The following is a 12008-nucleotide window of genomic DNA, read 5'->3' on the forward strand; positions in this document are numbered from 1 at the left end:
GCTCCTACTCCCTTGGGTTATGTCACTTCCGGGCCGTCAACCGGTCCCGGAGCGGGAACGCTACGTCGAACACACCCAGCAAGCTGAACAGAAAATAGGCGGGCACCGGGAACAGCAGCAGGATGATGATCCCTGCGATAGGCAAAGTTTTGTTCCATCCCTTGATATGCGCGACATAGAAAAAGAACGATATCGCCTGCACCGAGAATGCCATCATAAGCAGCGGCAGCAGGTTGAGAATCACGGAGAACACCACCGACCGCGAATCCCGGACGAACATCTCCAGCAGCAGTCCGATCATATACATCCAGATGAACGAACGGGGAAGCATCCAATCCTTCACCGCTCGGAACGCCGGAAGGGACTCTCCCATACGGACGAGCGCTTTGCGTGCCAGCCAATGGGTCACTACAACATAGAACAAGGAGAATCCAATCAGATAAAGCGGAAGCAGCTGGACCATGATCTGCACGAGTTCGTCCACGTCGATACCCATGAGTCCCTGAAGCTGAGGGGGCAGCGTCTGCACGCTCTCGATCATGAACTGCTTCATCTTGCCTACCGGGTCCAGACCCATCAGATGAATGACGACGAAGCTCAGGAGAAGCTCGGCGAGCAGGGTTACCACGCCAGCTGTCATGACCGTCCGGGCTGATGCCCGTTTTTTATACAAGTTGCCCATCTGAATAACAGGCGGCAGGAAAAAGACCGACAGCGCTACTAAGAACACGCCAAGCCAAGGGGCCAGCCATAACGAGATGACCAGATATACGATGGCCAGCGAGATCGCATAATGTGCCACGAACGGTTTTGTTCCAAGCCTCACGTACATGGCCAGCACAGGAACCATCACCAAGGCTATCGTGATTAAATTGACGAGAGGCAGCATGGTGGAGAGTAGAATCAGGATATAGGCAATGCTCCAACCGAGCATGCGAGGGATGCGTTTTCCTTCCAAACCGTTCACCTCTTACGCAAATGATCTTCCAAAGCGGAGATGTCTCCGTACCATTCTTCGAGCTGATGTCCTTCTTCACGGTGCTGTTTCATCTTGTCCAGGACCGCCTCGTCCAACTTGCGCGGAGAAATACCGAGCCGCCGTCCGAGGATATAGCAGGAGGCTACCATGCTGGCGAGCCCGTCAACGATTTTGTATTGGCTGCCTTCCCACATGCCTTTGAGCAGATGGGAGAGCTGATCGACCAATTCGGTTTTCAGCCATTCGATGATTTTGGCCCGTTTGGCCAAGTCGACATCTCTATCCATACGAGGCCCGCCGCACTCCCCTCTACCCGGACACTTTTAGCTATTATATCATACTTCGCTTACCTTTTGTTCGGACTGCCAGAGCTTGAAACAGTAATCGATGATTTCTCTTCTGCGGATAATACCGATAAACACTCCGTTATCATCTATGACGGGTACATAGTTCTGGTTGGTCGCCAGGGTGATGAGATCCTGCATCTGCTGGTCGATCCGGACAGGCTTGATGGCCATGTGCTGAGGCACATCCTTCAGCTGCACTTTGTGTGCGCCTTCAAATCCGATCTCCGGAGAGCGCTTCAGCTTCCACAGCAGATCTCCTTCCGTGATCGTCCCCACATACTTGCCGTGTTCGTCGATCAACGGTACGGCCGAATACCGATGATATTCCATCCGCTCGAGCGCCTGGCGAATGGTCGAATGGGGGGACAGACAGATGACCTGATCCTTCGGCACCAGGAAAAAAGCAATATTCACAGTTCTCCCTACCTTTCTCTACGCCTGCGGAAGTCCCGCAGGCGGCTTGCCTTCTCATCATATCATGATACGCACCCCAATGAAAAATAAGACGCGTCCGACGGATGCGCCCTGCCCATTTCCACAAGATAAACGGCTTCGCCGTCCCTTTCAGGACGATGCGCGTTTATGAGATATATAAGATTACGGGATCGAGCCCTGGCGAGATATACATTCTTATATATTAAAAAGGAACAGCAACCCTGCCAATGCAGAGTGCTGTTCCTCTTCGTCTAGCCTATTCCGTTGTATAAGGCAGCAGGCAAACTTGACGGGAACGCTTGATAGCGATCGTCAAGGCACGCTGATATTTAGCGGAGGTTCCAGTCACACGACGTGGAAGAATCTTACCGCGCTCAGAAATGAACTTCTTGAGCGTTTCGATGTCTTTGTAGTCGATGTGCTTGATTTTGTTCACGGTGAAGTAACAAACTTTACGGCGCTTGCCGCCTTTTTTGCCACGACCGCTGAACTTTCTTTCGCCGCGCTCACCGCGGTCTTCGGAACGTTCTCTTTTCTCGAATGCCATTGTTCTCCATCCTTTCTACGTGGATTTGTTCCTGCCCTTCTAAGTTAGAACGGCAAATCATCATCGGAAATATCAATCGGTCTGCCGTCATCCTGGAAAGGATCCTGCTGCTGCTCGCGTCCTCCGCCATAGCTGCCACGGTTACCGCCTCCACTGCTGCTTCCACCGCCGCCATTATTGCCGCCTCCCATACTGGAGCCGTCTTCACGGTTCCCGCTGTTCGGCGATTCCAAGAAGCGCACATTGTCAGCAATGACTTCCGTCACGTATACGCGGCGGCCTTCATTGTTATCATAATTACGCACTTGAATGCGGCCTTCCACTGCAGCGAGCCGGCCCTTGCGAAGGTAATTCGCACAAGTTTCCGCGAGCTGGCGCCAAGTCACGACCGGAATAAAATCCGCTTCGCGCTGTCCTTGGTTGCTCGAGAACGGCCTGTCTACCGCCAGAGTGAACTGAGTTACAGCTACGCCTGCAGGCGTGTAGCGAAGTTCAGGATCACGTGTCAGTCTTCCGATCAGAATCACACGATTCAACATCCGTATTCCCTCCCGGATCCGCTGTCGCCCTCTACCCCGGGGGAGTATGAACCGACAAGCGTGCTCAATTACGGCTCAAAAGCCTTAGGCTACGTCGCGAACGATCATGTAGCGAAGGATTTCGTCAGAAATCTTCATTACACGGTCAAGTTCCGTGATTACGTCATTGTTTGCGTTGAAATGAACCAACACATAATGACCTTCACGAATCTTGTTGATCTCATACGCAAGACGGCGCTTGCCTTGAAGGTCATGTTTCGTAACCTCGCCACCGTTGTTGATGATGTTTTGGAACTTCTCCACCGTAGCTTGAACAGCTTCCTGTTCCAGATCCGGACGAATAATGTACATCACTTCGTATTTGCGCATGTTGCCACCTCCTTTTGGACTAGCGGCCCCTGATCTCGGCATTGCCGACAGGAGCAAGGAGCAAGAATGAATATTGTACTCAAACTCGCACCAAAATAGTATACCAAATATAGAAACTCAAAGCAAGCTTTCCCTTAGCTAGAGTCGGGCGGGTCCGCTTTCATCCCCTGGTAATTTTTAGGCCTCATGCTTCCCTCCTCTCATGGAAAATCTAACATTACTTCAACCGCGCAGGAGGTGAGTTTTCATGGGAGAATGGAGCCAGTTTCGTCCCGGCGACAGTGCGCCGAACGACGGCGAATATATGGAGATCGGCGAAGATGCCTTTCATATGGGGATCAACAATCCAAAGATGATTACCTTGAAGAAGGGCGACAAGTTCCCCGATACAAGTAACCACAACCGCAAATGGAAAAAGGTATTCCGGGGCTAACCGTCCTCTTCCGTTACGGGGCCAGCTCTCGGCCCCGGACGGTTCTCTTATACCAACCTCTGCGGATCACGAAAGGAGGCAGCTCCATGCGCTACAAATATACCCTTCTCCTAACCCTGATCGGTGCCGGCCTTAGTATTGTCCACTATATCTGGCATATGAATGATGCCATCTATCTATTATTCTATGCGCTCAGTGTGCCGGCATGGTTTTATCCCCTCTTCAAATACACCGACGTCAACCCGCTGCTCCTCTACCTGCTTACTGTTGCTTCGTGGGCGATTATCGGTTATGCTATCGACCGCTTTGCCGTATACCGCCGGACCCGCAGCCGCTAACCAGTCAACCCTCCTTCAACCCCAGGAGGGTTTGTTCATTTGTGCATAGGTGAAGGCATCCACTTATCCACACCCCTGCCTGTGAATAATGTGAATTGTCTGTTTATTTCTTCATCCACATGTTGATAAACCTACCGATTTCCTCTTCACCACTCGTCTTAATCTGTCCTTCGCTTATCCACAAGCCCATGGCATCGTCCTTGCTCTCTTTTATCCCCATCCTTCGATCCAATTCGGAGTCCTCTCATGGGACTTCCCCTTTTAGCGATCTCTGAATGATGACCATGCCGATGACGGCAGTCACTGGTCATATTACGGCCCCGACCGCTACAATACATATATCAGCACACGGCAGTTCATCCCAATCAAGAGGTGGAATTCACAATGAAAAATGTTCGAGTTCGTATCGCAACCCTGGCAGCCATGATGGCCGTCGTAACCCTGGGCGTAGCCGGAGTGCATCCGGGCGAAGCAGACGCCATGTATTACGGGTATGTCCCAAACGGCATGGGCGAAACGCTCGAAATGGCCTACTGGTGGTACTTCCTTAGATAAGTTAGATCATTACAAACTACACCAGAATCACCATTTTAGTCAGTGGAGTGACCTATTCCTGATGGGCCCCCATGTCCTTCTAGACGGGAGTTGACCTCTTCCATATCCGGCCCGGACCCTTACGGTTCGGGCTTTTTGCTTGACTCATAATTCCTACAGGACACAACGAAAAAGACCCCCTACAAAGTAGAGGGTCTAACGATAAGCGCTTTTCAGCGTTCATATACGAATGGTGGCGGAAAGAGTGGGATTCGAACCCACGCACGGCTTGCGCCGCCTAGCTGATTTCGAGTCAGCCCCCTTGGGCCTCTTGGGTACCTTTCCGCATTTCAAATATCCAAAGGGACAAGTAGTATAATACCATACAACCTAACTCTATTGCAAGCCCCTTACCAAACTTTTTTTGTTATTGGTCTGCGGCACGTTAGGTGATTAGTATGTCCGGGCTGCGCTCTCTTCATTCCACGTGAGGATAACTTATTCTTCATTCGGTATTGCCGTATTTCCCTCCTGAGGCGAGGCTGCCCGGAGCACCTTCTTTAGCTTGCTTTCGAATTTTGGTCTGGGGACGAGTACGCTATGCTTGCACCCTACGCATTTGATCCGGATATCCATTCCCATCCGGATGATTTCCATCTCATTGGTTCCGCAGGGATGCGGTTTTTTCATCTGTACAATATCGCCGAGTCCGTATTGCTTTTTCTCCATTACAACTCCGCCTTTTCATTTCGAAGATACGTCACCGGGGATACGGAATTTGAATCCCGCTGGACTCGAATGCTTTCTTGATCAGTGAATAGAGATCACGTGCTACGCCGAATTGGGCGTTAGGCTTGCATTCGGCGGTAAGGCGAAGTGTAATCTCCGAAGTGCCCATGGTCTGGACACCGAGCACAGCCGGCGCTTTCACGATATCTACGCTGTTCTCATAATAAGCCTCGGCGGTTTCTTTTAGTATTTTGATGGCTTCATCGATGTCGGTTTCGTAAGTCACATTGACATCAATGACGGCCAGCGAGTTATTCACGGAGAAATTCGTTACCTGGTTAATCGTACCGTTAGGAAGAATATGGATCTCACCCGTCCAACTTTTGAGGCGCGTCACCCGCAGGCCGATCTCTTCCACCGTTCCCTTATAGGTTCCCACTTGGATGACGTCGCCCACTGCGAATTGATCTTCGAAGATGATGAAGAACCCGGTAATGACATCTTTGACCAGACTTTGTGCCCCAAATCCAATCGCAAGCCCCAATACGCCAGCTCCCGCCAATACGGGACCTAGATTCACGTTGAACTGGCTCAAAATCATCAGGATTAGAATAAAGTTCACAACGTATGTAACAATATTCCGGATCAGCTTCCCGATCGTCTGTGTTCTTCGCCGGCTGAAGTGGATCGGCCCCTTATCCCGGGCTGCCATCATACTGTCGATGATCTTATCCGCTAGTTTGATGATCAGCCGGGCAACAACGAACAGAATCAGTATCTTCACTACCGTGAATACGATGGCAGCCCACATCCCTGGGTTAGACAAATAATCCACTGCCTTGTGCTGAAACTGGAACCAGGCTTCTTTCCAGCCTGCCGTATCCAGAACTTCCCCGCTTGCTGCGTTCCAAGATTGTACTTCCATTGGTCCTCTCCACCTTATTTCGCTATCGTAACATATGCTCCGTCTCTCTTACCAAAGATACCCCTGATCTCTACTTTCTCTTCTTCTATTATGGTCAACACTCTAGGGAGCTCTTCTTCCGGGAACTCTAGCGACAAGGCACATCCCGCGGTGATCTCTTTGGGAGTCGGGCACATGTCATTCTCGATATCCTCATACTCGAGCAGCATCTCAGCCCGTAGGGCCTGCTGGGTCGAGTCAAAAGCCATGAGCAGCAATTGGTCCACCTCGGCTCTGAATTTTGGGTGATCTACGTATAAATCTTTCCTATCAACCGTATACTAGTAACACCTAATTTCCAAGTACTACAAAGCAGCTGTTCACCCATTATACCCCGCAGGAGGCCATCATATGAAACTGCCATTTCATAGAGATTCGAGCAAAGAGAAAGATATCGATACCCTCAAGATTATGCACTCGGAGAATAACTGCGTCGAGCTGCTCTCCGACCGTCTCATTGCCTCGCTGCAGCATGTGCCGTCCCATCAACCTATCGTTGTGGTTTGTGTGGGAACGGACCGTTCAACCGGAGATGCTCTAGGCCCCCTGGTTGGATCCCAGCTCCGCAGGTTGAATGTCGACGGGCTGCACCTGTATGGTACGCTAGACCATCCGGTTCACGCGATGAATTTGAACGAGACATTAAACACGATCCACCAGCATTTTAATAACCCCTTCATCATCGCTATTGATGCCTGCCTCGGGCAGTTGACCAGCGTAGGCTGCATTCAAATCGGTCAAGGTCCTGTGAAACCGGGTGCCGGTGTCAACAAGGAACTGCCTCCGGTCGGCAATATGCACGTGACGGGGATAGTCAATGTGGGCGGATTTATGGAGTATTTCGTTCTTCAGAATACCCGGCTCAGCCTCGTGATGAATATGGCCGAAATTATAGCCAAATCGTTTTACAGCGCCTTAACAGGCAAACAGCGTTGGTCCTCTACCCCTTTAGCAAGGATCGAGTAATCGCTTCTTTTTCTTCAGGCGTCAGTACATATTTCGAAACTCCGTTCTCCAACGGCTTGGCATACAAGTACGTCTGATCTCTATTGTGAATACCGCTCAATACCACACCCGACTGCCTGTCGTCCAAGATCGCGATGGCAAAACTCAAGTCACTTCCATTCTCCGCAAAGGCATTGAAGCGATAGACACCTACGTTCGACTTCATCTGAGTCATCCGGTGTTGGACCGACTTCAGTTCCTGCTCAATCACTTGAGAACGTGCGGCCTGCCCATGCCAATGCTCCTGAAGCTGAATCACGATTTGTTCCATATCCAGATCGCCCATAGAGCCCATCATATGTGTGTACCGTTTACGGAGCTTATTCAATTTTACCCATAACGCGATTAGCGCAACCAAAAGGACAATCATCACCGCTGCTGCAAACAGCAGAATCACTTCTGCCGGTATAGCCAATACCTGCTCTTCCACGTTCCATCCTCCTGCTATTGTGAACCGATATGCTTTGCAATTTCGCCGACGGCAGCAATGAATCGATCTACCTCTTCCTCAGTTGTGAAGCAGCCTACGCTGGCTCTTACGGCCCCTCCCTGGGTTGTCCCCGCCACTTCATGGGCCAGCGGTGTGCAGTGAAACCCGGCCCTTACCGCTATATGGAATGATTGGTCCAATATAAATGCAATTTCCGATGAATCGGCATTCGCCAAAGTAAAAGAGACGATGCCCGTTCTTTCCTCCCCCATACGGGGACCAAGAATTCCGATACCCTGAATAGGCATTAACCCTTCCATGATGCGTTGGGTGAGCTTCCACTCATGAGCATAAATAGCCTCCACGGTCTGCTCTTCAATGTACTTCAACCCTTCAACCCATCCGGCAATACCGGGCGTATTCTGTGTTCCCGCTTCATACCGGTCCGGCCGCACACTCGGCTGCTCAATGGCCTCTGACTGACTGCCTGTGCCGCCGTGCAGCAAAGGCTCCAGATCCAGCTTCGGGTGAATATAGAGTCCTCCTGTCCCCTGTGGCCCCAGTAAGCTTTTATGTCCGGGGAATGCCATCATATGTATACCCATGCTGCCTACATCAATAGGAAGGACCCCGGCCGTCTGAGCTGCATCAACCAGCAGCGTGATTCCTTTGTCTTCACACAGCTGACCGATCTCCGCTATAGGCAGAATGCTTCCGAGCAGGTTTGAACTGTGATTGCAGACAATGAGTCGCGTCTGACTTGTCACCGCATCTCTTATCTTGTCCATGCTCAAATAACCGAGCGCATCCGTCTCCACGTAACTGATACTGACGCCATATTTACGCTTCATATACTCGAGCGGCCTGCGTACCGAGTTATGCTCTACGGAGGTGCAAATGACATGCTCACCTTCACGAACGAAGCCTTGGATCGCCTGATTCAAAGCCATCGTCGTGTTGAGCGCATAAGAAATATCATTCGGGTTACGGATTCCGAACAGTTTGGATAACCGCTTGCGTCCCTCGAATAAGGTACGGCTTGCTTTCACCGCCATAGCGTGGCTTCCGCGTCCCGGATTGGCTGCGTAGTTTGCTATGCAATCCTGTATCGCCCCTATTACTCCGGGCGGTTTGGGCCAGGAGGATGCCGCATGATCGAGATATATCGTATCCAATCGAATTCACCTCACTCTGCTTTTATACAATCCAAAAAGATAGCATCCCTGGCCGCCTGATCCTTCAGGCGTGATCCTGGGAATGCTATCCGTCAAAGGTTTAGGACGTTTTGCCTTGAAGCAGTTCCAGCAGTCGATCCAAATCATCTTTTGAATAATATAAGAGTTCGATTTTACCTTTATTGCTGTTACCGTGTCTTATTTTTACTGTAGTGCGATAAGCCTCGCGCAGCGATTCTTCAAGCTCATTGATGTAAGGATCTTTCCGTTTTTGCTTCAGCTTTGCTTTTTTTGAGTCCGATTTCTCTTCGAGCTTTTTCACTTCTTCTTCGAGTTCACGGACGCTCCAGTGTTCTTTAATCGCGGTATCCGCCAGGGCTTTCATGACTTTCTTATCCTTTAATCCCGCTATCGCTTTTGCATGCCCCATGGATAGTGTTCCACGTGAAACATAGTCTTTAACTTCTTCCGGAAGTTGCAGCAGACGCAAGAAGTTAGCAATATGCGAACGACTCTTGCCCACCTTCGCGGACAGCTCTTCCTGGGTTAGTGAGAACTGATCGATTAAGGCCTGATAAGCAATAGCAATCTCCATGGCATTGAGATCTTCCCGCTGTACATTCTCGATCAGAGCTATCTCCATAACCTGCTGATCCGTAAATTTTTTAACTACTGCAGGGACCGTCGCCAATCCGCACTTTTGGGAGGCGCGATACCGCCGTTCACCAGCGATAATCTCATAACCCTTTAGTACACTGCGGACTATTATCGGCTGAATGACCCCGTGTTCTTTGATGGAATCCGCCAGCTCCTGTATCGTCTCGTCATTAAAATGTCTGCGGGGCTGATAAGGGTTGGCACGGAGCTGGGACAAAGGAATTTCCACCACTTTATCATCCTCGTTAATATTTAAAGCAGGCAAGAGCGCATCCAATCCTTTACCCAAAGGTCTTTTACTCACAGTGCAATCACTTCCTTCGCAAGCTCCATATAAACTTCCGCCCCTTTGGACCGGGGATCATAAGTGATGATGGACTGACCGTGGCTTGGCGCCTCGCTTAATCTTACATTGCGTGGAATGATGGTTTGATACACTTTTTGTTGAAAATACTTTTTAACTTCTTCAATGACCTGCATCCCCAGATTCGTCCGGGCATCGAACATCGTCAGAAGAACGCCTTCGATCTGCAGGGTTGTGTTCAAATGCTTTTGGACCAGTCGTACGGTATTGAGCAGCTGGCTCAATCCTTCTAAAGCATAGTACTCACATTGAATAGGAATGATGACCGAGTCCGCAGCGGTAAGAGAGTTAACGGTAAGAATGCCAAGGGAGGGGGGACAATCGATTAAAATATAATCGAACATGGGTTTTACCAACTGGAGCGCTTTTTTGAGGCGGACTTCGCGGGAGATCGTAGGCACTAGTTCAATTTCTGCACCGGCCAATTGAATGGTCGCAGGAATGATCTTCAGATTCTCGATCGCCGTATCGCACATGGCATCCTTAGGGTGAATATCATTGATAAGGACATCATATATACAATATGCCACATCCGCTTTATTGACTCCAATACCGCTAGTAGTATTACCTTGGGGGTCAATATCTACCAACAATACCTTTTTGCCCAAGGATGCTAGTGACGCACCCAAGTTAACGGAAGTAGTCGTTTTCCCGACTCCGCCCTTTTGATTCGTAATGGCAATAATTTTAGACAAGTCCATTCACCTCAAATAAACAAACTGGGTAGAATCATCATTGATGTCGAAACCCGTATTGTGAAAGCGTATCACGCCCATGAAAGCGACATAAAAAAGAAAATCATCAGAGAGGTTGTCCTGCTCTCTAATGACCGTTAAGTCCACGAAGAACACATCCTGTGTTCTCGGATATCAATGGCGACTTGTCTCATACAAGCCCGTATGATTCCTATTGATTTTCTATCCATGCAACGGGTACTTCTATTTTAGCGTTTTGGTATCCGAATTACAATCTCATAATGATCTTCATGATCCTGCTCCGTTGTATTAATAGGAAGTCCTGAGGACGTCACCATATCTACAGACTGCCGAATCGTATTCAGTGCCAACCGTACATCTTTGGAATAGGATACTCGCTTTGATTTATTTTTAACCTTAACCGCTTCTTTGAAGAAAGCGATTCGAGCTTCTGTCTGCTTTACATTCAGTTCTTTGGTGATAATGTCTTCAAGCACTTTCAACTGAATTTCTTCTTGATCTAAAGACAACAGAGCTCTGGCGTGACGTTCTGTAATCTTACGATCCATCAAGGCATGTTTCACAGGCTCGCTTAGCTGAAGCAGGCGAATCTTGTTGGCGATGGTGGATTGGCTCTTGCCAAGACGTTGAGCAAGACTTTCTTGGGTAAGGCTGTGCATGTCGATAAGCTGTTGATATGCTATCGCTTCCTCAATAGCCGTTAATCCTTCACGCTGCAGATTCTCTATTAATGCGATCGATGCCGCCTGAGAATCATTAAAGTCACGAATGATGGCCGGAATCGTTTCGTAGCCTAATTTCTTACCCGCTCTCCAACGCCGCTCTCCCGCAATTAACTCATACTTATTATTCCGAATACGTACTACGATCGGTTGAATGAAGCCATGAGTTTTGATCGTTTGGCATAGTTCATCAATGCGATCATCGTCAAAGATCGTCCGAGGCTGATAAGGACTAGGAACGATGTCATTGACTGGAACATGCTTTACTTCGTCTGTAGACGATGCCTTTTCAACAAATCCGAACAGCTTCGAGATGTGCTCCTTCATTACGCTAACCACCCGATCTTTTTCACCGATAAGTATCCTGCTCTTAAGTAATTCTCCAAATCTATCCGAAATTCCTGCTTTTTCAATGTACAACTTTGTTGTAGGTTTCTACAATTCGGTGACATGATATCCAGCCAAGGTGTTCCACGTGAAACAAGATAACCGGCTTCCCCAGCCCTTAAAAACGAGGCGTGTTTATAAGATATATGAGATGACAGGATCAAGCCTTGGCGAGAGATAGATACTTATGTATTAAAAAAATCCGCTGCTAAGACAGGAGGCCACTGAAGAACTAACGCTTTTTCATCGGGAGTCTCATAGAAGTTACAAAAAAGACATCTGCCTCCATTTTTTAGGGAGCAGATGTCTTTTTTAATGGCTCAAAACGGGTTTGCCCG

At 49.2% G+C, this 12008-nt stretch carries 18 protein-coding genes and 1 tRNA gene; 4 read left to right on the forward strand and 15 right to left on the reverse strand.

Annotated elements, in window-relative coordinates; translation table 11 throughout:
* Nucleotides 1-22: 22 nt before the first annotated feature.
* From O9H32_RS32185 to rpsF, 6 genes are all read right to left on the reverse strand, one after another.
* Nucleotides 23-958: a DUF2232 domain-containing protein gene (locus O9H32_RS32185; protein ID WP_269870175.1), complete on the reverse strand. Its 936-nt coding sequence runs from the start codon at nt 956-958 to the stop codon at nt 23-25.
* 5 nt (nt 959-963) lie between these two features.
* A complete protein-coding gene (locus O9H32_RS32190; RefSeq protein ID WP_269870176.1) occupies nt 964-1266 on the reverse strand; it encodes a MazG-like family protein in 303 nt (100 codons plus the stop codon).
* Nucleotides 1267-1314: 48 nt separating this feature from the next.
* Nucleotides 1315-1740, reverse strand: coding sequence for a CBS domain-containing protein (locus tag O9H32_RS32195; protein ID WP_269870177.1), 426 nt, complete (start codon nt 1738-1740; stop codon nt 1315-1317).
* Between the two features lie 277 nt (nt 1741-2017).
* Entirely contained in the window at nt 2018-2308 is a 291-nt protein-coding gene (rpsR, locus tag O9H32_RS32200) for a 30S ribosomal protein S18 (protein WP_269870178.1), read from the reverse strand.
* 44 nt (nt 2309-2352) lie between these two features.
* The gene (ssb, locus tag O9H32_RS32205) at nt 2353-2847 is read right to left on the reverse strand and encodes a single-stranded DNA-binding protein (protein WP_269870179.1); all 495 of its coding nucleotides are present in this window, start codon (nt 2845-2847) and stop codon (nt 2353-2355) included.
* Between the two features lie 84 nt (nt 2848-2931).
* Complete coding sequence (gene rpsF, locus O9H32_RS32210) at nt 2932-3216, reverse strand: 30S ribosomal protein S6 (protein ID WP_269870180.1); 285 nt, start codon at nt 3214-3216, stop codon at nt 2932-2934.
* Nucleotides 3217-3463: 247 nt separating this feature from the next.
* Between rpsF and O9H32_RS32215 the strand changes: the two genes are divergently transcribed.
* The 3 genes from O9H32_RS32215 to O9H32_RS32225 all read left to right on the forward strand — a co-directional run bounded on the left by O9H32_RS32215 (nt 3464) and on the right by O9H32_RS32225 (nt 4542).
* Complete coding sequence (locus tag O9H32_RS32215; RefSeq protein WP_269870181.1) at nt 3464-3649, forward strand: YjzC family protein; 186 nt, start codon at nt 3464-3466, stop codon at nt 3647-3649.
* Nucleotides 3650-3735: 86 nt separating this feature from the next.
* A complete protein-coding gene (locus O9H32_RS32220; protein ID WP_269870182.1) occupies nt 3736-3987 on the forward strand; it encodes a hypothetical protein in 252 nt (83 codons plus the stop codon).
* A gap of 384 nt (nt 3988-4371) precedes the next feature.
* Complete coding sequence (locus O9H32_RS32225) at nt 4372-4542, forward strand: hypothetical protein (RefSeq protein WP_269870183.1); 171 nt, start codon at nt 4372-4374, stop codon at nt 4540-4542.
* 233 nt (nt 4543-4775) lie between these two features.
* On the opposite strand, the gene O9H32_RS32230 is transcribed toward O9H32_RS32225, so the two are convergent.
* From O9H32_RS32230 to O9H32_RS32245, 4 genes are all read right to left on the reverse strand, one after another.
* Nucleotides 4776-4866: transfer RNA gene (locus O9H32_RS32230), tRNA-Ser, on the reverse strand.
* A gap of 153 nt (nt 4867-5019) precedes the next feature.
* Nucleotides 5020-5250 carry a DUF951 domain-containing protein gene (locus tag O9H32_RS32235; protein WP_269870184.1) on the reverse strand — a complete coding sequence of 77 codons (231 nt, stop codon included), beginning with the start codon at nt 5248-5250 and terminating at the stop codon, nt 5020-5022.
* A gap of 31 nt (nt 5251-5281) precedes the next feature.
* Complete coding sequence (locus tag O9H32_RS32240) at nt 5282-6175, reverse strand: mechanosensitive ion channel family protein (RefSeq protein ID WP_269870185.1); 894 nt, start codon at nt 6173-6175, stop codon at nt 5282-5284.
* Between the two features lie 14 nt (nt 6176-6189).
* Complete coding sequence (locus tag O9H32_RS32245; protein ID WP_269870193.1) at nt 6190-6432, reverse strand: DUF3343 domain-containing protein; 243 nt, start codon at nt 6430-6432, stop codon at nt 6190-6192.
* 133 nt (nt 6433-6565) lie between these two features.
* Here O9H32_RS32245 and yyaC point away from each other — a divergent pair, with 133 nt between their 5' ends.
* Nucleotides 6566-7180: a spore protease YyaC gene (gene yyaC, locus O9H32_RS32250; protein WP_269870186.1), complete on the forward strand. Its 615-nt coding sequence runs from the start codon at nt 6566-6568 to the stop codon at nt 7178-7180.
* On the opposite strand, the gene O9H32_RS32255 is transcribed toward yyaC, so the two are convergent.
* From O9H32_RS32255 to noc, 5 genes are all read right to left on the reverse strand, one after another.
* Nucleotides 7155-7649 carry a DUF4446 family protein gene (locus tag O9H32_RS32255; RefSeq protein WP_269870187.1) on the reverse strand — a complete coding sequence of 165 codons (495 nt, stop codon included), beginning with the start codon at nt 7647-7649 and terminating at the stop codon, nt 7155-7157. The genes yyaC and O9H32_RS32255 overlap by 26 nt on opposite strands.
* Nucleotides 7650-7663: 14 nt before the next feature.
* Nucleotides 7664-8824 (reverse strand): aminotransferase class V-fold PLP-dependent enzyme, encoded by a 1161-nt coding sequence (locus O9H32_RS32260; RefSeq protein WP_269870188.1) that lies wholly within the window; start codon nt 8822-8824, stop codon nt 7664-7666.
* 100 nt (nt 8825-8924) lie between these two features.
* A complete protein-coding gene (locus O9H32_RS32265; RefSeq protein WP_269870190.1) occupies nt 8925-9785 on the reverse strand; it encodes a ParB/RepB/Spo0J family partition protein in 861 nt (286 codons plus the stop codon).
* Nucleotides 9782-10540: a ParA family protein gene (locus tag O9H32_RS32270; protein ID WP_269870191.1), complete on the reverse strand. Its 759-nt coding sequence runs from the start codon at nt 10538-10540 to the stop codon at nt 9782-9784. Before O9H32_RS32270 ends, O9H32_RS32265 begins: the two co-directional genes overlap by 4 nt.
* A 248-nt stretch (nt 10541-10788) precedes the next feature.
* Nucleotides 10789-11610 carry a nucleoid occlusion protein gene (noc, locus tag O9H32_RS32275; RefSeq protein WP_269870194.1) on the reverse strand — a complete coding sequence of 274 codons (822 nt, stop codon included), beginning with the start codon at nt 11608-11610 and terminating at the stop codon, nt 10789-10791.
* Between the last annotated feature and the right edge of the window lie 398 nt (nt 11611-12008).

Source organism: Paenibacillus caseinilyticus (assembly GCF_027533645.1).
Taxonomy (GTDB): domain Bacteria; phylum Bacillota; class Bacilli; order Paenibacillales; family NBRC-103111; genus Paenibacillus_G; species Paenibacillus_G caseinilyticus.

What these genes read in the sequence shown, in the direction of transcription:
- O9H32_RS32190 (WP_269870176.1), bottom strand. Translation starts at nt 1,266, where the DNA reads ATGGATAGAGATGTCGACTTGGCCAAACGGGCCAAAATCATCGAATGG.
- rpsR (WP_269870178.1), bottom strand. Translation starts at nt 2,308, where the DNA reads ATGGCATTCGAGAAAAGAGAACGTTCCGAAGACCGCGGTGAGCGCGGC.
- noc (WP_269870194.1), bottom strand. Translation starts at nt 11,610, where the DNA reads ATGAAGGAGCACATCTCGAAGCTGTTCGGATTTGTTGAAAAGGCATCG.
- rpsF (WP_269870180.1), bottom strand. Translation starts at nt 3,216, where the DNA reads ATGCGCAAATACGAAGTGATGTACATTATTCGTCCGGATCTGGAACAG.
- O9H32_RS32220 (WP_269870182.1), top strand. Translation starts at nt 3,736, where the DNA reads ATGCGCTACAAATATACCCTTCTCCTAACCCTGATCGGTGCCGGCCTT.
- O9H32_RS32225 (WP_269870183.1), top strand. Translation starts at nt 4,372, where the DNA reads ATGAAAAATGTTCGAGTTCGTATCGCAACCCTGGCAGCCATGATGGCC.
- O9H32_RS32240 (WP_269870185.1), bottom strand. Translation starts at nt 6,175, where the DNA reads ATGGAAGTACAATCTTGGAACGCAGCAAGCGGGGAAGTTCTGGATACG.
- O9H32_RS32215 (WP_269870181.1), top strand. Translation starts at nt 3,464, where the DNA reads ATGGGAGAATGGAGCCAGTTTCGTCCCGGCGACAGTGCGCCGAACGAC.
- O9H32_RS32235 (WP_269870184.1), bottom strand. Translation starts at nt 5,250, where the DNA reads ATGGAGAAAAAGCAATACGGACTCGGCGATATTGTACAGATGAAAAAA.
- yyaC (WP_269870186.1), top strand. Translation starts at nt 6,566, where the DNA reads ATGAAACTGCCATTTCATAGAGATTCGAGCAAAGAGAAAGATATCGAT.
- ssb (WP_269870179.1), bottom strand. Translation starts at nt 2,847, where the DNA reads ATGTTGAATCGTGTGATTCTGATCGGAAGACTGACACGTGATCCTGAA.